This is a genomic window from Shewanella sp. S1-49-MNA-CIBAN-0167 (genome assembly GCF_040310145.1).
Taxonomy (GTDB): domain Bacteria; phylum Pseudomonadota; class Gammaproteobacteria; order Enterobacterales; family Shewanellaceae; genus Shewanella; species Shewanella psychromarinicola.
This window is the reverse complement of record NZ_JBEOPO010000015.1, coordinates 73,522-92,330: the sequence shown is the minus strand read 5'-3', so window position 1 is coordinate 92,330 and position 18,809 is coordinate 73,522. Positions and strand designations below refer to the sequence as shown.

Below are 18,809 nucleotides of genomic sequence, written 5' to 3'. Positions count from 1 at the left end.
TATAAATAGGAATAACGAGCAAGTAAAATCACCTCCTATCTAATTGACTGAGCTTTTGATGAACATTGTGACTCATCTGTTTAATGAATTATCAACAAAATGACTTATTATTCAACGACAGCCGCGATAACATACGCTAAGATATAGAATCATTTTGATGATATTTTGTCAGGACTATTTATTCCAGCATCAAAATAACTTTTAGTCATAGCTACTTGGCTATATTTACCATGTAATATGAAAGATAAAATGGAACGTTTATGTCCTTAATTTTGATATTAATTCTTATTGGCGCACTATTATTGCTGATTATCGGCTTTAGTATTGTCCAACAGCAAAAAGAGCGGGCAGAAGCCGAGCGTCGAGTAGAAGTTTCTCGTCAGCGAGCCATCATAGATGAAACCGATGCCGTCTTATCTAACACTGGCATGACCCCATCTTCTAGCCATATCATGTTAGTGCTTTATCGCCGCATTCAAGATGCTTTAGAACAATCTATAGTTCGTGCATCAGGCCAATTAAAATCTGATTATGAACGTCGTCTAGCCGACATCAAAATGCAAATAGCCTCAGTGTCTAACTCACCTAGCCAAGTCCCTGCGATTGAGAGCTTTCGTTTACCTGATAATGATAGACAAATTTTAGAATTAGTAAAAACACTAAAAAAACTTAAAGCCATTTTACGTGCGGAACATAATAAGGGAAAAGTTGATCCGTCTATTTTTGCAGAAGAAGAAATACGTATCGACAACCTTCAATTAAGAATAAATGTCGACTCTATGATTAGTCGGGCGCGTGCAGCTTGCTTTATGAAGCAGTACGGTTCTAGTAAACAAATGGTCACGAAAGCCTTAAACACGCTACACATAATTAAAGCGCAAACGCCTAATGATCCTTTTATTGCCCGTAAAGTCGATGAAGCAAAACAACTACTGGATGAAATAATGGGCGCTCAAAAACGTAGTGAACCGAGTGCACCAAAACCGAAAAAAGAAGGTGATGATATTGATATGTTGTTTCAGCCGAAAAAGAAATGGTAAATATCTTTGTCGTCATCACAAAAAATAAAGCCTCGTAATGAGGCTTTATTTTTGCACGTAAATTCGATTCAAAATAAGTCTGCGCTACTTTTTAACCACACAAAAAAAACCCGCAGATACAAGGGGTTAGCAAAATAACTTAGGTTCGTCAACAAGGTTGTCCACAGAATCTGTGGATAACATTAGTGGAATTATCGATTACTTATGATAACGTAATTACCAGAAAACCAATAAGGCAAAGCAATTGCCAATCTGTATTTTTATTAAGGTTAGTGTCACTCAACCTGTGTCACTCAACATGGAGTGCATTGTTAATATATGACATACCAGTTTGACCGCGTCAAGCCATTAGCATCAAAATCATCTCATTAAGCTGCCAATCGAACAAATATTAACTTATTGGGTCTATTTCTAAAAGACGCGACTACCCAGTAGATGTTCAATTTTCGAGATGTAACGCAGCTCCGCAAAGCTACTGTATAAAATACCCTTGTCCTATGAGGGAATTCAGCACAGCCCGCCAAAGCTGAAATCTGCCTGTAAGGAGGTACCCATTGCACTTCAACATGGGCTGACAGGTAAACAAATCTGTGAATGCACATCAAGACCATTACATGGAAAAACTGTCAGGCTGCTGAGTTGGGCTTTAACGGATTAAGATCAGAATAGTCGTGTCCTGATAGTGTTATTGTTATTGTTAGTCGTGATGTGAGTGATAGCTCAATACAGCGCCATCATTTCCATAAACACGTTCTATCAGTCATAAAACAAAAAGCAAATTATGATCTGCGCTACAATTGTTCGTGGTGCCATTATTTATATGGACCTTAACCTTGTAACACTTGCCATAAACCGAGATACTGGTTAAAAATAATAATATTAGCTGTTAAAAATTTATGCTTAAAAAAATTACCTTGATAAAACTTCTCCCATTGTGCCTACTCTTCCTTCTCAGTGCATGCGGCCAATCAAATGAGCTAGGCGAACCTCAACTCACACCAGAACAGGTCTCATTAGGTTTCTTCGAAGCTATTTATGTTGATCGTGATGTTGATAAAGCTAAAAAGTTTGTCTCTCCAGATATCTGGGATGTGATTGACCATTACCATATTGCGTCGGCAGTACAACGGAATGTACTAGGTTTATCCATGAAGCAAGTCACAATGTCTATTGATGAAATTGATATCGATTTCTTCCGCAAATTTACCGACGACGTTACCGTAATAGTTAAGATGCAAGGACTAAAAGGTGGCCAAAAATGGATTGACGATCGCACCATTCGTCTCCATAAAAAAGGTAATACTTGGATTATTGTTGAAATATTACCTGAAAAGGGTCGCATTGAAGGTTAATGTTGGATCGTACCAAGTCGCACATATTGACGACTTTGGTTGAGTGGAGCCATCATCACTGTGTACTGACAATAAAACGCTATGTATTCTTGCTAAAAATTATTGATCCACATTATTGATACAAACAAACAATGAAAAATAACCAATAAAAAATAGCAGCCTAGGCTGCTATTTTTAGTTTCTGTGTCGAAGTATTTAATGCGAGAACTAAATAGCCTTAGCATTAAGATGCTCATTCAATGGTCTTATTCTTCGTCAGAAGGCAAAGACTCTAACACGTCATCTTTCACTTGATAGTAAGCGTTTTCGTATTCATGAACTTCCATAATCACTCCAATCTTTTAAGTCTTTTTGTAGGTGTAGGCATGTCTTTTTATATACAAAAACACGATGTTGAATCCTAAAAACTGACGACATCTTGTTAATGCTGGGCGGGGATGACATTTACCTTACAGAGAGAAGAGTAACAATCACTTTCTTCTTAGAACGAGTATATCAATAGTCAGATCACATTTAAACCGCAATTACGAAAAACTTTCAGTTCTGTTGCGCGAATAGTCTACATAACACCACAAAATGAAGGAAACACTCACTTTTATGAAAGTTTTTCAAGAAAGAGAACATTAAAAAGGGGGTAGATGTCTTGAACTATTGCAGCAATTGCCGACTCTTGTTTTGATAAGATTATGATTCACACCCATTGCATTAGTTGTTTAAGTAAATAGAAATACTCAGTTTTTTATGTTTCTGGCATATTTTTAAAATCATGGTTATTCCTTAAGAGATAGGTAACAAAAAAAGTGGAATGCTTGAGTTGATCCTAAAATACGAGTTTCAGGAACCACTATCTTGAAAAACACCGCTAAGTGTTCAACATTATGTTGGCCAACAACAGCATCAAGACAGGAATAGTTGTCCAGAACAATTCTTCCTACAATCATATTAGTTAAGTTCAGGATAATATACGGTTATCAAATAGCTTGTTGCCTTACTCTGTGTGTTGCATCGACTCGCTATTGACGTGGGGAAAAGCCTTGTTGTCAAAAACGGGTAAGTTTGATATTGCCGACTTGAAATAATCCCGTTTTATCGATTTATCCCATCGCTTATCCAGAGCTGAGGATAGTTACCCAGAGAGCGCCCTATGCCGACTAAGTACTAAATAATTTATCAATTTAGGATAAGCAATAAAAAACCGACATCAGCTAAGTGATCTCGGTTGTATTTATGCCGTCATGCGGAAGATCAATTCATCAGATTACACTTGATTGATATAATTCAACACACGCTTTTCTGAAATGGGATAAGCGGTGCCTAACACCTGTGCAAAACATGATACCCGATACTCTTCTATCATCCAGCGAGCTTCAATCAAGGCTTCAGGAACGGGTTGTGAGCGTGGCACTTTGGCCGATTGGGCCGTTAATGCCTGTTGTACTTTAGCAATGCTGTGCATGTGTAAGCGATCGCGCGCGGGGTCAACTGGCAGCTTTTCTAGTCTATTTTCAATAGCTTTCAGATAACGACCCACATCAGTTAACCGTTGCCAGCCACAGTCGTCCACAAAGCCTTTATAAACGAGGCTATCAAGTTGAGTTTGAATATCGCTCATCGCAAACGCGATATCCAAGCTAATTTTACCTTTCAAACGTTTTTTAATACGTTGATAAATCGTCAAAATTTGCTCTACATTTAGCGCAATAGACTCTGCAGTCGGGTTAAGCTCTTGGCGGACCCAATCTTTTGCTTGTTCAAACTGCTGCTCGTTGCGAATGTCGAGTTGTTTTTGATCTAACAACTGCTGTACAGCAGCATTAATAATATCTTCAATTAATATCTGCACTTGCCCAAACGGATTAAAGTACATCGCCAGCTTGGCCTTATTAGGCAATGCTTGTTGCAAGTGCTTCACTGGCGAAGGGATATTAATCAATAATAATCGGCGCAGTCCGACTCGATGATGGCGTTTAGCTTCATGTTCATCATCAAATAACTTAATCGACACATCGGTTTTATTATCCATTAATGCCGGATACGCTTTGACTTCGTAATTACCTTTTCGCTGTTGATATTGAACCGGTAAATCGCCAAATGACCATGTTGTTATCGCATGTTGCTCGATGCCTTTATCTGCCACTTTACGGATCGCTTTGGCCACAACGCCTTGTAACTGACCTTTTAGCGCTTCTAAATCACGTCCTTGAGCGACTAAACGACCTTGATCGTCTTCAATTTTAAAGTTTATTTTAAGGTGTTCTGCCAGTTGAGTTAACTCAAAATCATCTGCAGAAATTCTGACACCGCTCATGCGCAATAATTGTTTACACATAGTATCAAGCATCGATAACTCAAACGGTTTCATTGCTTGATAACATGCCCGGGCATAGTCCGGAGCAGGAACAAAGTTACGCCGCAGATTTTTAGGCAGTGACTTAATCAATGCAATCAGCTTTTCTTCTCGTAATCCTGGAACGAGCCAATCAAAATCACTGTCATCAATTTGATTAATCAGTGCAACAGGAATATGCACAGATACACCATCATCAACACTAGCCGGCTCAAAATGATAACTGACAGTTAAGGCTAAATTACCTTTATGCCATATTTCTGGGAAGTCGAGTGCAGATATATGGTCGGCACTTCGCTGCATTAATAAAGATTGGCTGTAATCAAGTAAGTCAGGTGTTTGTTGACGTGCTGTTTTCCACCAAGCAAAAAATAGCGGCGCGTTATAAATGCCTGGCGGGATCAAGGGTTCATAAAAATCCACCAGCACTTGTTCGTCGACTAAAATATCTCTACGACGTGACTTGTGCTCTAACGCTTCTATGTCATTCAATAGCTTTTGATTATTAACAAAAAAGGCTTCTTTCGTTTGTAACTGCCCTTCTGCTAATGCACTGTGAATAAAGATTTCTCGGGCTTCTATCGGGTCAATAGGGCCATATTGTACTCGACGTCTGTTGACTATCATCAAGCCATACAGTATTTGATTTTCGAGTGCGATCACACTGGCCGCTTTCGCTTCAAAATGGGGCTCGAGATACTGCTTTTTCACTAAATGAGACGCGAGTGATTCTAACCATTCTGGATCAATTTTGGCGCAGCAACGGGCAAACAAACGTGAGGTTTCCGTGAGCTCGGCGGCCATAATCCACTTAGGACCTTTTTTGGCTAATGGTGAACCGGGGAAAACGAAAAATTTACGGTTACGGGCCCCTAAATACTCATTATTTTCACCTTTAAAACCAACATGGCTTAACAATCCTGATAATAATGCTCTATGTAATTGCTCGTAACTGGGCGCGCTTGCATTAATACGCCATTTCAATTCATGTACTGCTTGTTTTACTTGGGTATACAGATCTTGCCATTCACGTACGCGTAAATACGCGAGATATTCATCACGGCATTGCTTTCTAAACTGACTGGCTGACAACTCAGTTTTTTGATCTTTAACGTGATCCCATAACTTCACCCAACTTGCAAAATCAGAGTCTTTATCGGCATAACGCCGATGGCACTCGTCTGCTGCTTGTTTCTTATCTGTGGGGCGTTCTCGCGGATCTTGGATCGACAAACCGGTAGTAATCACTAATGCTTCGTGTAAACATCCCAATTTATTGGCTTCAATGACCATTCGAGCCAAACGCGGATCGAGGGGAATTTTGGCTAAGTCTTTGCCTAATGGCGTTAAGATTAAGTCATCCCCAGATTTTTTAACCGCTTGTAACTCTTCAAGCAATAAAAAACCGTCTCGAATGTGTTTTTGATCCGGTGGCTGAATAAATGGAAATCCGCCAATATCGCCCAACCCAATCGACAACATATGTAAAATGACCGAGGCAAGATTGGTACGCAAAATTTCAGGATCGGTAAATTCGGGGCGCTGAATAAAATCCATTTCATCGTAAAGTCGAATACAAATACCAGGTCCGACACGGCCACAACGTCCTTGACGCTGATTTGCACTGGCTTGTGAAATGGGTTCTATCGGTAGACGTTGCACTTTAGTACGGTAACTATAACGGCTAATGCGAGCGGTACCGGGATCGATAACAAAGCGGATCCCTGGCACGGTTAATGAGGTTTCGGCAACGTTGGTGGCTAATACGATACGGCGGCCAATATGGCTTTTAAAAACTTTAGACTGTTCACCGTAAGAAAGACGAGCGTACAAAGGTAGAACTTCAGTATCGCGATACTGTTGTTTATTGAGTAAATCAGCAGTATCACGAATTTCACGCTCGCCGTTCATAAATATCAAGATGTCGCCAGGTCCTGCTGCCATCAACTCATCAACGGCACTAAAAATCCCATCACTGACATCTAAATCAACATCGGTATCACGAACTAATGGACGATAACGCGTTTCAACTTCAAAGGTACGTCCAGACACTTCAATAACAGGGGCATTGTTAAAATGTTTTGAAAAACGGTCTACATCGATGGTAGCGGAAGTAATAATGACTTTTAAGTCTGGACGTTTTTTTAATACCTGTTTCAAATACCCCAAAATAAAATCAATGTTTAAGCTTCGTTCATGCGCTTCATCAATAATAATCGCATCGTACTGGTTTAAAAATCGGTCCGAGGTGAGTTCCGCGAGCAAAATACCGTCGGTCATCAGTTTGATGTAACTCTTGTCACTCATGGCATCAGCAAAACGAACTTTAAAGCCAACGACATCGCCTAATGGGCTATTAAGTTCTTCAGCAATACGGTTCGCGACACTTCGTGCAGCAAGACGACGCGGTTGAGTATGGCCAATTAAGCCTCGAGTCCCTAAGCCCAGTTCAAGACAGATTTTAGGTAACTGAGTGGTTTTACCTGACCCAGTCTCCCCCGCCACAATCACCACTTGGTTATTGGCTATGGCAGAAGCAATATCATCTCGTTTTTGTGAAACTGGCAGCTCATCGGGATAATCAATAACCGGTCTAGACTGTAAGCGCTGTTGCGCTTTTGCGAAGGCTTGCTGCGCGGCTTCAGTCAACTGCGCTAACGTTTGGGATTTTTTTTCAGACTCGGCTTCTTTATTGACTCGATACAAACGACGACGAATTTTAGCCGCGTCGGTTTGATAACAAAGATTGAGATACGCCTTAGATAGCGGGTGAAGGTCCGAATTCAAATCTGATTCCCTTGCTTACATCAAAAAAAGCGATCCTAGCAAGGAAAACAGCAGAATGGTATTGATTTTAACAATTGTTAGACTGGAGATAAGTAACACTGTTGCATATAAATATTCATCGCCTTAAGCACATTGGTCCGATTAATGGTACCAATGACTTTCCCCGCGCTCAATACAGGGTAAATCTTGGGTTTAGGCCCTAACATTTGTTCGGCTAATGCCAATATGCTTTCATCGGGCGTAACCGACAATACAGGGCTTTTCATGCAGTCTTGTACTGTGCTGGTCATGTCACAGTGATAGCTACTTTTTAACATCACAGATAAACAATCTTGTTGAGACAAAAAGCCCACTAATAGCCCAGTATTATCAATAACAGGCGCACCATTTTTCTTACTATCAAGTAGTTTTTCTACTGCAATAGCCAGTGACATATCCGCAGTTAATAATACTGGATGCCTGTCCATATAATCTTTAATTTTTATTGAATCCATATAACCCCCTAAATGCACGCTAATTGACTACGTGCATAATAAATCTCGTCAATCAATTCATATTGAATCAACATTCAAGTACTGACTTGATTAAGTTTAGTCAATAATGGTCCAGTGGATAGAAAATAAAACCGATTGTATTAATCGGTACTTATTATCACAGCTAGAACTTACTTGTCACGCCAGATCATAATTGTTGCAGCTTGGCCTTTGCTTCGAGTTGCACGATACATACCTTCGGTATTAAATGGCGTAGCGATATTGCCACGCTGATCAATTGCTATCACGCCTCCAGTTCCACCAGCCGATATTAAGCGTTGATTAATGACTTCATCAGCCGCTTGAATAATCGATACTTGTTGGTATTTAACTTTAGCGCATATGTCACCCGCCACCTGATAACGGATAAAATACTCACCGTGCCCTGTTGCAGATACCGCACAGACGCCATTTTCAGCATAGGTTCCGGCGCCAATGACCGGAGAATCACCAATACGGCCAAAACGTTTTGCTGTCATGCCGCCGGTTGATGTCCCAGCAGCAAGGTTACCTTGCTTATCAAGTGCTACTGCACCCACTGTGCCATATTTATAATTGGCACTTAACTGTTCTACTGACGCCTGATAATCGCCACCGTTATTTTGCTCGGCTTCAATGATACTCGCTTTAGCATCAAGCAACTGTGAATAACGATGTGGGGTATCAAAATGACTGTTAGGCACTAAACTAAATTGTTGTGTTAATGCAAATTCTTCAGCCCCTTGTCCATAAAGCATTACATGAGGTGATTTTTCCATCACCTTTCTCGCTAAATCAATCGGGTTTTTAATATGTTTAACCCCAGCAACCGCACCAGCGTTCATAGTGTTACCGTCCATGACTGAGGCATCAAGCTCATGGCCACCATCAAAGGTATAAACAGCACCAACCCCAGCATTAAACAATGAACTATTTTCTAACACATTTATCGCAGCTTGCACCGCATCGAGGCTGTCGCCGCCTTTATCTAACACTTTATATCCAGCATCAACTGCCTGCTTAAGTTTGTTGCGAATGGCTTTCTCTTGCTCAGGGCTTAGACTGGCTGCTGAAATAGTGCCGGCGCCACCATGGATTGCAATAGCAAAAGGTTTATCATCTTTCGCAAAACTGGTATTGGACGTTAAGCTTAAACATAGCGCAATCGTTAAATATAATTTATTCATGTTAGAAAAATCCTTGAAGGTGGTTTATCTTTGTAACCATTTCTGCTTGTAATTTCAATCATATCCTTGCGACTTTTATACTTTGTAGCGACAATGGTCATCATCATAAATTTTGGGGAAGTTAGCTTAACTTGTCGACAAAACGCCTTAAAATTAGCCAATTCCTATTACTTTCGTTGACCTTACTGATGTCAGGCTTTGTGCTGGCCGACGAAAATTGGTTAACAATTAACGTTACCGGCGTGCCGAAAAAAATTGAAAAGAACATTGTTGCTCATTTAGGCACCTTGCCAGATAACGATGTTCAGCGGCGTGCATTTTTATTTACCGTTGACGATAACACCCATAATGCGCTTGAATCCATGGGCTACTACCATGCAATTTTAGATATTGATGTTAAAGAGAATGATAAAGGCCCTTGGGAGTTAAGCCTCAATATAACCCCAGGAGAACCGGTCATTATTCAATGGGTGGATATTCATTTTCAAGGTGACATGCTCCAAGATAATACCTTTTCACTCTGGCTAAACAGTCTAAAAATTAAGCCTGGTGATACCTTAAACCACGGTGTCTATGATTCGATAAAATCACAGTTAATCACGTTAGCGCTGGCAAGAGGATATTTTGATGGTCAATACACCAAATCAGAAATCAACATTAATCGTGACTTAAATACCGCCCAAATTAACCTACAGTTTAATTCTGGTAAGCGCTATTTATTTGGTGATGTTCACTTTGAAGGCAGTACTCTCAATGATGACATTGTTGAATCATTAATTCCTTTTGATGCTGATGTGCCTTACGCCACACAGCTATTAACTGAGTTTAATCGCAATTTATTAAACACAGGTTACTTCAGTAACATTAAAGTATTACCACAATTAGATAAAATTGATACGGGGGTAGTGCCCATTAACGTTCAGTTAAGTCCACGCCCTAGTCATCTTATTGGAGTAGGTTTAGGTGCTGATATCGGTAACAGTACTGAAAACAGTGTCGATCCTCGCGTGCGAGTCACTTGGCGCACGCCGCAAATAAATCGCTATGGCCATAATCAAGAAACCAGTGCAGAGTGGTCTCCTGAACGACCTAAAATTTTGACGACTTATACTATTCCATTAACCCACCCTTTGGATGATCAACTAAAAATAAAACTAGGAATATTACGTGACACATATGGTGTCACCCAAGATTATGACGCTGAAAAACGTCAATTTAACAATACCGGTCAACTAGAGTCTAGAAAGTACTTAGTTGGATTAACCCGTCAACGGCGCTCTAAAAGCAATTGGTTACATGGTTATTCAGTTGAGTCTATTAGAGAATTCTATAATCAACTCGATACAGATTTCGACCCACGTTTTTATTTATTGGGTTACAACCTCACAAAAACCGTTCGTGGTGATAATAGCCTCGATCCCAAGTCAGGTTATCGTCAAACTTATAGCCTTGAGTACGCTGATCCTTCCTTAGGCTCCACCATTCGGCTTGGCCGTTTACAAGCCAGATTTAAATGGGTTGATACTCTATTTGATAAGCACAGGTTTGTCGCCAGAATGGACTTAGCGGCCAATATTGTTGATAAACATGATATTAACAATATTCCACCATCGTTACGTTATTTCGCCGGTGGAGACCAAAGTATACGGGGTTACAGTTATCAAGAATTAGGGCCTTATATTGACTATACCAACAGCGAAGGAGGCTTATCTCGACAGGTCGTCGGCGGACGCTATTTAGCCATTGGTAGCGTAGAATATCAATACTATCTTACTCCAACCTGGCGCGTCGCCACCTTTGTCGATGCTGGCAATGCTTTTGATACTCAGCAATTTGAACCCGTGGTATCTGTTGGCGGTGGGGTGCACTGGATATCACCCATTGGTCCAATTAGAATGGACTTAGGTTTTGGCTTAAAAGAAACCGAGACGGTCGCACGTTCATATCGTTTCCATTTAACCATGGGAACAGATTTATGATAGATAAACATACTGAGCAAAGTCTTTTGCAAAATAATGAGCAAAATAATGAGCAAAATACTCAATCAGAGGAATCACTCAAGCCAAGTCATAAAAAAGTAAACAGATCAACCAGCCTATCGGCAAGAATTTGGCGCAGTGTTAAGCTTTATACCCGAATACTCATCTATGTCCCTTTGGTGTTATTGATGCTGTTTGCCATCATTATCGGCACCCCATTTGGCAGTAGAATGGGAGTCATACTAGTCAATCAATTTGTCAGCGATGTTGACGTTGAGTATGCCTCTGGCACCTTAAATGGTGAACTCACTTTGCATCACGTGTCATGGTCAATGCCAGGGATCAGTGTCAATGCAGAAAATTTAACATTAGGATGGCTGCCTACCTGTTTGATTAACAGACAAATTTGTGTGACAAATCTCGTTGCATCGAGCATTGATGTAAACATTGTCAGCGATAAAATTCCAGTATCTACAAACGCTAATGAAACAGGTGATATCGAAGACCCTTTTACCGAGCTTGAATTACCCTTTGACATTAGCCTTAGCCACGCCCAATTGGCACACGTTACTGTTGATGTGAATAACATGACATTTTATGCCGATAATTTAACCACTCAAGCCATCTGGAATAGCACAGGGCTTGTGGTTGAATCACTCACAAGCCAAGGGCTAATCGTCAATATTCCTGATACAACATCAGCAAGCCAAACCAATCATCAAGCAGAGAACAAAGCGACTAATCAAACTGCTGACGCCAAAGCAGTTTCATGGCCACTGGCTAATTTGCCACAAGTATTTATGCCTTTTCCTGTCAATGTTAGGCAATTTAATGCCACTGAAAGTCAGCTCATTATCGGTAAACGTGCTGACCATTTTAGCCATATCGCGTTAGCCGCCAGTTTTCGTCAATTTCAACTTGGAATAACCCAACTGGATATTCAACACAATGATGGTGATGTGAGTGTTATGGGGGAAATAGCTTTACTCGACCATTATCCACTCACATTAAAGCTCGTTGCCAATGTGGATAATCTACCTGAATTGCCGGGGCTTAAACAACAACAACTCCAGCTGGATCTCACCCAAGACTTAAGTCGGTTAAATATCAACGCTATTGCTAAGGGCGATACTCATTTTAATCTTGCCGCTGAAATGAATCTCACCACAGCAGCGCTTGATTACCAAGTAACGCTTACCGACGCCGCATTACAGTGGCCGCTAAAAAATCCGCAGTACACCAGCAATATTAGCCGTTTTACCAGTCAAGGTAATATTAAAGACCAAGTGGCGCAGTTTGAAGGGCAACTGACCACGCCTTACCACCCTGCTTTGGCTATTATTGCAGATGTCGTTAATCGTAAGCAAAAACTGACCATTAATAAACTTAATATCCAATCCGTTGCTGGCAATATAGATCTGACAGGACAGCTGTCATATCGAGATAAAATAACATGGCAAGCCAATGTGCTTACCGACGCTATTCAATTGCAATACATTGATTATATTAATCAGCAAACCTCCATCAAAAGTAAATTCGGTGGCCGTTTTAACAGCAGTGGCACCATCGCTGATAAACAATGGAAAGTGGCAGTCCAAGATGCGAACTTAACAGGATATTTAAATGGTTATCCATTGAATTTACAAGGTGATATTTCATTAAATCAAGAGCTTGCTATTAATGCGACCAATCTTCAAGCAAATGCACTGGGGGCTCAGTTAGTCATCAATGGCCAAGCCAACAAAGCTTGGAACATCGCTGCCGAACTTAGCGTGCCCGATGTTAGCCAATGGCTAAAAGGTGGCCGCGGTAATATCTTTGCCAAAGTTGATGTAACCGGCAATAGTGCAGACCCAATAGTTGATATTAATGCAAAGATCAGCCAATTCAGTTACCAAGGCAGTAAAATAGACAGCCTTGATTTACGCGCCAATTACCACCCCTATGCACAGCACAAGTATTGGATTGAACTGCATAATACTAATCTCGTATGGGACAGCTATAAACTGACGGATATCGCATTCTTCAGTGAAGGCAATCAACATCAACAACAAAGTAAGCTCAATACTCAAGGTGATGTGGTCATCAACACTCAAATGACCAGTAGTAGCAATATCGATAAACAACAGTTCAATGCCAAATTAACAGAATTCAGGATCAGTAATGCTCTTGGACAATGGCAACAAGATAAACAAATTACTGCCAGTTGGGATCAACTTAATCATCGTGGCAGCGTGGGCCGTTTTTGCTTAGTGCATCCCCACAATAAATTATGTTTAATCAATGATGTTAATTTGGGTCACACTGGCCAAGCCAATATGACATTTACCGGTAACCCAGGTAAATCATTAGCACCGATGTTGTCTAAAAAAATTACCTGGCACGGTGAAGCGGCATTAACCACTCAAGTTAATTGGGCTAAAGGTAAAAAGCCCACTGCCAATGTTCAGTTTACGCTCTTGCCAGGTAACATTAAGCTTAGCCGTACCAAAAATAATACCATTAGCATCGACTACCAGCAGTTATTATTACAAGCCTCTCTCGATGAAAAACAAATTATTACTTCATTAAGTTTTGATTCGTCCGGCATCGCCAGTTGGCAAAGTCAATTGAGTGTCAACATCACTCCTGATCGCACCATACAAGGTACGATCAATGTTAATGAACTGAATCTGGCTCCTTTTGGAGAGTTCTTCCCTAGGATCGAAACCTTAGAAGGCATTTTATCCAGTCGATTAAGCTTATCCGGCACCCTTATGGATCCTAGTGTATCGGGTAATATTAAACTCAACGACGGTGCATTTTCCTTATCAACCAATCCAACATTGATCGATAAAATCTACTTGTCACTGGCACTAGAAGGCCAACAAGGGCAACTCAATGGCCAATGGCATATGGGTGACGGACAAGTGAGCGCTCAAGGGACCCTCGATTGGCCACAAGGAAAATTTAGTGGTGATATTGATATAAAAGGCACTAATTTAGCTGTTATTCAACCACCTATAGCAATCTTAAATGTCTCTCCAGATATTAATATCACCTTTGATGAGCAACTGTTTGCGATAAAAGGCAACGTCAACGTGCCATCAGGACAAATAAAAATCTCTCAATTAGCAGAAGGAGGCGTTGCAGTATCAAACGATGTGGTATTCAACGATTCCGTTTCTGAAAAAATGGTTAGAACCAGTCCTTACGCCGTTACGGCCGATTTAAATATCAGTGTGGGTAAAAACCTTACCATCGATGGTATGGGTCTTAAGGGGAAGCTAGGAGGTGATCTTGTACTACAGCAGCAAGCTTTTAAGCCTCCCATGCTATTTGGTGATATCAAAGTCAATAAAGGTACCTATAAGTTTATGGGACAAACCTTAAGTATTGATACCGGTGAAGTCCAATTTGTTGGTCCGACAGCATTGCCAAACCTGAATATAGAAGCAACAAGAGACATTAAAGACAGCAATATAACCGCAGGAGTTCGAGTCACTGGCACACCAATGCGTCCAGTTGTCACCTTATTCTCTAACCCCGCGAAAGAGCAAGCTGAGGTGTTATCTTATATTTTGACGGGTAAAGGCTTTACCAGTACAACCAACCAACAAAGCAACTCATTAATGATGGGTGCTGCACTCAGTTTAGGCTCTCAATTTGATGGTGGAGCAATGAATAGCATTGGCAGTACTGCTACGGGGCTGGTTGAAAAATTTGGTTTTTCCAACGTACAACTTGATACCAACGATGATGGTAAAGTGGCCGTGAGTGGTTATGTTGGCGAAGACTTAATGATTAAGTATGGTGTGGGAGTATTTAACCCCGGTTATGAAATGACCGTGCGATATTATTTATTTTCACAATTGTATTTAGAAAGTGTCTCGAGTACCTTAAGTCAATCATTGGATATCTACTATAGTTTCGAAATCGATTAGCGTTTAGCGTTTAGCGTTTAGCGTTTAGCGTAATTATAGAATTTAGCGATAAAATTCAGTCACAAAAAAAGCGCCCTTAGGCGCTTTTTTTCAACTCAGCAATTAAACAAACATGAAGTCGATATGTTCAATCAATTGTTTGAATGCATGACGTTGAATAGCTTTTACACGAACGCTAACTTCTTTACCGTCTATAGAGATGGTTAAATCAGTTGTATAAAAGTCATCATTTGATTGAATATTAATGATGTCTTTGTGTGCAAACTTGATTGATATAGGCTCTTTACCTGGACCATAGATTACTGCAGGAACTTGATCTGCATGACGTAGGCGGCGGCTCGAACCTTTCCCGATTTCTGTGCGGGTTTCTGCATTGATTGTGTAAGACATTAGTCACTCACTTAATAATTAATAAAGTATGAAGGCGTCACCATTTTCGACCAACGATGACTCAAATAAAGCGCGCAGATGTTACCACAGTCACCAACAGCCCACAAGCAGATATATTAACCCCAATGCCTCACGGGGCCACAATCAACATGTACAAATCCATCGCGAGGGTAAAACCCCACCCCACCTAACTTTAGAGAAAGCGCAGCATCTCGTAAATGTTTAGTCGACACACCGGGTAAAGCAATATCCATCGCCATCCCTTTCATGTGGAAACTTTTCTTAGCAACACCGTTACTTCGCGATGCGAGCATTTGATTTGTTTTGGGTGAGCGATAAGCCGAGATAACATTAATTTCATCATGATTATCTAATGTAGTTTGTAATTTATACAAATATTCAAATAATCTTTTATCAATCGGCGCGGCGATATTTTGGCGGTGATCACGTAATACTTGATTAAATTCAATCAGTGTCTCAGATTGATATTGGCCATCAACCCAAAAACTCCCCTGACTTCTTTCACCGGTATGGAGGTTATAAAAACGTAAATCTTTAACACCATGAGTTGAACGACTTGCTTGAGCGGTATTAGGTAACAGAGTTACCACTGCGGCGCCGCTTAAGCCTAATAATAACTGCCGACGAGTTAGGCACTCTACTGTCATTTACACACCACTATAATCTACATCTTCGGGAGTTAACCATGTTATTGAACACAGTTTATGTCTAATTAATTTCTCTATAATTTAATACTGAGAATTGAACACTGATAATTGTTTGTTTTTTGCCCAACTGATGAGTAAATTAAACATTAATGACAATAATTGCAAGTCTGGTCATTTTATCTTGCACAGTAAATGTGCAAATAAAGACTAATCTGTGAGATAGGTCAATGCCTTAGCATAGTGATTAACTTTACTTCATTATTACTGCGTGATCACTTTATCGGTGAAAATAGCATGTTGGCCAATCAAACTCACAACGTCAACGGAATCGACATCATAAATATCATCCCGATACTGAGCCACATGTTCATCATCAACCCAAGCTCGCCAGTAAACCAAATGCACAGGTAAAGTAGCAGATAGCGCAAACCACTGAGTTTTATCGTAATTTAATTGCATTCGGTTCCAAATGCGCTTATCAATGATCAAATATCGTGCAAACCAATCCGCTAACAGTTGTACTTTTTCAATCCGCACACACCCCGATGACAAAGCCCGTTGAGATTGGCGATATAATTCAGGATTAGGCGTGTCATGTAGATATACATCTAGATCGTTCTTAAAATGGAATTTATATCGCCCTAGCGAATTAAATGTCCCCGGGCGTTGAACAACCCGATAAGGAAACCGCCCTACGGCAGCCTCCTGCCATTGCTGTGCACTTTTCTCAACTAGGTGACCTTCATAATCAAACACATCAAACTTTTTTTTAGCTAAATAATGGCCGTCTTTATGAATTAGAGGCAACACATCTTTGCGTAATATCTGTCTCGGTACTGTCCAAGTGGGATTAAGTACGATATTTGAAATATTACCCTGCATGACTGGTGTTTGCCTATACGACTTACCCACAATCACTTTCGATTGCAGTACCACTTGATTATCTTCTACTAACACCATGTTGAAAGCGGGAATATTGATCAATAAATATGGTTGAGATAATCGGCTTGAATAAGCGGTTTTTTCCACAAAACTTTTTGCCAATAAGTGGCCGCGCGCTAATGGTGTTTGATTTAACCAAAATAACGTTTTTGGCCCGATAACTGAATCAGGTGTTAAGCCGTGACGGGCTTGAAATCGTTTAACGCTTTGCGCTAGGTCTTCTTTATAGACCACTTCATCCGCAGCATACTCAATAGCGTCGCCTAACAACCATAACCGTTGACGAATCAGTTTAATGCTTTGATGACCATCACCTAGGCGTAACAAACCACCAGGTTCAATAGCTGGCCATGATTGTGTTTGCGATAACCATATAAGTTTACGAAGGTAATTAACAACCCAAAGATAATCATCGACTTCAGGCTCTAAACTAATATTCTTCTCAACAATACTGGCCCCTGAGTTGAGCTTATCAAAAGATAACGGCACATTTTTTTGACGCCAAAAATCAGCGACAGATAACTGAATAATATCGACAGACTCTAGTTGCTCAGATATTGTACCCGCTTGTAGCGTTGTTAAATACTGTTCACGCTCTAATGTCGGTTCTGCAAGATACTGAAGTAAAAGGTTTTGTGTTAAGTTATCAAATTGACTTCGTGCATTCGCCGACAAAAACAGCGAAATAAATAACAGTAGCCATGCTACGCACTTATATCCCCTCACAAAGCCTAAACCACTGTTCATGTTCTTCCCCATCACACTTTTATCTCTACGCTAAGGCATACTCTTATCGCAATCAGCCTATTAATAAAGTTTAAAAATCGATATAACGGACACCGACTATTACTCAATATGGTTTCTTAATCCCATGAATAATGAAAACAACCCTTGTTAACACTCATGGGCACATTTGCAAATGACCATGAGGTGTTAGCCAAACCCGTTAACGATATTACTGCATATAAACAGCATAACGTAATGACTGAGCATACTCTTAAACCACTATTCCAGTATGGCAAATGTTGAGCAGGATTGAATAACAGATACATCTGAGCAACAAAACTTAATACCAAAGCGTTACCTTAGTGTACATATATCAAGCAACATTATAAAAAATAACCAATTAGCATGCGGTTATCATCAAGTTGCTATGAAGGTTAATCCTGAGTTGTTATAAGGGACGTTAGCGTGTACTTAAGCCAGCATTAAGATAATAACTGTGAGACTCTTATGAATAAAAAACAACTCATTCAATCAATGGCAATACAATTGGCCATCCCACAAAACCAAGTTAAGCCGCAATTAGAGCAAATTTTAGCGGTGATTCATCAAGGGCTTACTGAAGGCGAGAAGATTTACATTCCCCAATTTGGCACATTCGAACTGCGTTTTTATTTACCCAAATTAGGGCGTAATCCACAAACAGGTGAAACAATAGACATTGACGGATTTAATCAACCTAGCTTTAAAGCATCACCGGCTTTAAAAACCTTAATCAACACTTAACCGTTAAATCAAGGTGCTAGAGACTATAACTGCAGCAGTAGCGGGAAGACGGTTGAATGCTGGGCTTACTGAAGCCAACGTTAGACATTCAGAGCCTAAGTACTAGAGTACTTAGCAGCTAGAGACTATAACTGCAGCATTCAGACCTCACCCGCTCTTATAGCCGCGTAGCG

11 protein-coding genes are annotated in these 18,809 nt (G+C 40.4%); 5 read left to right on the top strand and 6 right to left on the bottom strand.

The features are described 5' to 3' along the window. Positions 1–260: 260 nt before the first annotated feature. Positions 261–1,040 carry a hypothetical protein gene (locus AAEZ00_RS09080; protein WP_124014101.1) on the top strand — a complete coding sequence of 260 codons (780 nt, stop codon included), beginning with the start codon at positions 261–263 and terminating at the stop codon, positions 1,038–1,040. Positions 1,041–1,936: 896 nt separating this feature from the next. Beyond that, a complete protein-coding gene (locus AAEZ00_RS09075; protein ID WP_124014102.1) occupies positions 1,937–2,392 on the top strand; it encodes a hypothetical protein in 456 nt (151 codons plus the stop codon). Positions 2,393–3,650: 1,258 nt separating this feature from the next. On the opposite strand, the gene hrpA is transcribed toward AAEZ00_RS09075, so the two are convergent. The 3 genes from hrpA to AAEZ00_RS09060 form a co-directional block, all read right to left on the bottom strand. Beyond that, positions 3,651–7,526 (bottom strand): ATP-dependent RNA helicase HrpA, encoded by a 3,876-nt coding sequence (hrpA, locus tag AAEZ00_RS09070; RefSeq protein WP_351088584.1) that lies wholly within the window; start codon positions 7,524–7,526, stop codon positions 3,651–3,653. Between the two features lie 77 nt (positions 7,527–7,603). Continuing rightward, on the bottom strand, positions 7,604–8,020 hold the full coding sequence (locus tag AAEZ00_RS09065) for a CBS domain-containing protein (protein WP_124014104.1): 417 nt from the start codon (positions 8,018–8,020) through the stop codon (positions 7,604–7,606). 170 nt (positions 8,021–8,190) lie between these two features. Beyond that, entirely contained in the window at positions 8,191–9,225 is a 1,035-nt protein-coding gene (locus tag AAEZ00_RS09060) for an isoaspartyl peptidase/L-asparaginase family protein (protein ID WP_351088583.1), read from the bottom strand. A 188-nt stretch (positions 9,226–9,413) separates the two neighbouring features. Here AAEZ00_RS09060 and AAEZ00_RS09055 point away from each other — a divergent pair, with 188 nt between their 5' ends. Both AAEZ00_RS09055 and tamB read left to right on the top strand, forming a co-directional pair. Then, positions 9,414–11,204 carry an autotransporter assembly complex protein TamA gene (locus AAEZ00_RS09055; protein WP_351088585.1) on the top strand — a complete coding sequence of 597 codons (1,791 nt, stop codon included), beginning with the start codon at positions 9,414–9,416 and terminating at the stop codon, positions 11,202–11,204. After that, positions 11,201–15,127: an autotransporter assembly complex protein TamB gene (gene tamB / locus AAEZ00_RS09050; RefSeq protein WP_351088582.1), complete on the top strand. Its 3,927-nt coding sequence runs from the start codon at positions 11,201–11,203 to the stop codon at positions 15,125–15,127. The genes AAEZ00_RS09055 and tamB overlap by 4 nt, the downstream gene beginning before the upstream one ends. Before the next feature lie 102 nt (positions 15,128–15,229). On the opposite strand, the gene rplY is transcribed toward tamB, so the two are convergent. The 3 genes from rplY to AAEZ00_RS09035 all read right to left on the bottom strand — a co-directional run bounded on the left by rplY (position 15,230) and on the right by AAEZ00_RS09035 (position 17,874). Beyond that, positions 15,230–15,517: a 50S ribosomal protein L25 gene (gene rplY, locus AAEZ00_RS09045; RefSeq protein ID WP_101030500.1), complete on the bottom strand. Its 288-nt coding sequence runs from the start codon at positions 15,515–15,517 to the stop codon at positions 15,230–15,232. A gap of 116 nt (positions 15,518–15,633) precedes the next feature. After that, positions 15,634–16,185, bottom strand: coding sequence for a peptidoglycan L,D-endopeptidase MepK (gene mepK, locus AAEZ00_RS09040; protein WP_101030497.1), 552 nt, complete (start codon positions 16,183–16,185; stop codon positions 15,634–15,636). A gap of 261 nt (positions 16,186–16,446) precedes the next feature. Next, a complete protein-coding gene (locus AAEZ00_RS09035; RefSeq protein ID WP_351088581.1) occupies positions 16,447–17,874 on the bottom strand; it encodes a L,D-transpeptidase family protein in 1,428 nt (475 codons plus the stop codon). Between the two features lie 486 nt (positions 17,875–18,360). Between AAEZ00_RS09035 and AAEZ00_RS09030 the strand changes: the two genes are divergently transcribed. Continuing rightward, positions 18,361–18,636, top strand: a complete 276-nt coding sequence (locus AAEZ00_RS09030; RefSeq protein WP_101030490.1) for an HU family DNA-binding protein — start codon at positions 18,361–18,363, stop codon at positions 18,634–18,636. Positions 18,637–18,809 lie beyond the last annotated feature (173 nt).

Excerpts from the sequence above, each read along its gene's own strand:
- AAEZ00_RS09080 (WP_124014101.1), top strand. The coding sequence starts at position 261 with ATGTCCTTAATTTTGATATTAATTCTTATTGGCGCACTATTATTGCTG.
- AAEZ00_RS09075 (WP_124014102.1), top strand. The coding sequence starts at position 1,937 with ATGCTTAAAAAAATTACCTTGATAAAACTTCTCCCATTGTGCCTACTC.
- AAEZ00_RS09065 (WP_124014104.1), bottom strand. The coding sequence starts at position 8,020 with ATGGATTCAATAAAAATTAAAGATTATATGGACAGGCATCCAGTATTA.
- AAEZ00_RS09060 (WP_351088583.1), bottom strand. The coding sequence starts at position 9,225 with ATGAATAAATTATATTTAACGATTGCGCTATGTTTAAGCTTAACGTCC.
- AAEZ00_RS09055 (WP_351088585.1), top strand. The coding sequence starts at position 9,414 with ATGTCAGGCTTTGTGCTGGCCGACGAAAATTGGTTAACAATTAACGTT.
- tamB (WP_351088582.1), top strand. The coding sequence starts at position 11,201 with ATGATAGATAAACATACTGAGCAAAGTCTTTTGCAAAATAATGAGCAA.
- rplY (WP_101030500.1), bottom strand. The coding sequence starts at position 15,517 with ATGTCTTACACAATCAATGCAGAAACCCGCACAGAAATCGGGAAAGGT.
- mepK (WP_101030497.1), bottom strand. The coding sequence starts at position 16,185 with ATGACAGTAGAGTGCCTAACTCGTCGGCAGTTATTATTAGGCTTAAGC.
- AAEZ00_RS09035 (WP_351088581.1), bottom strand. The coding sequence starts at position 17,874 with ATGAACAGTGGTTTAGGCTTTGTGAGGGGATATAAGTGCGTAGCATGG.
- AAEZ00_RS09030 (WP_101030490.1), top strand. The coding sequence starts at position 18,361 with ATGAATAAAAAACAACTCATTCAATCAATGGCAATACAATTGGCCATC.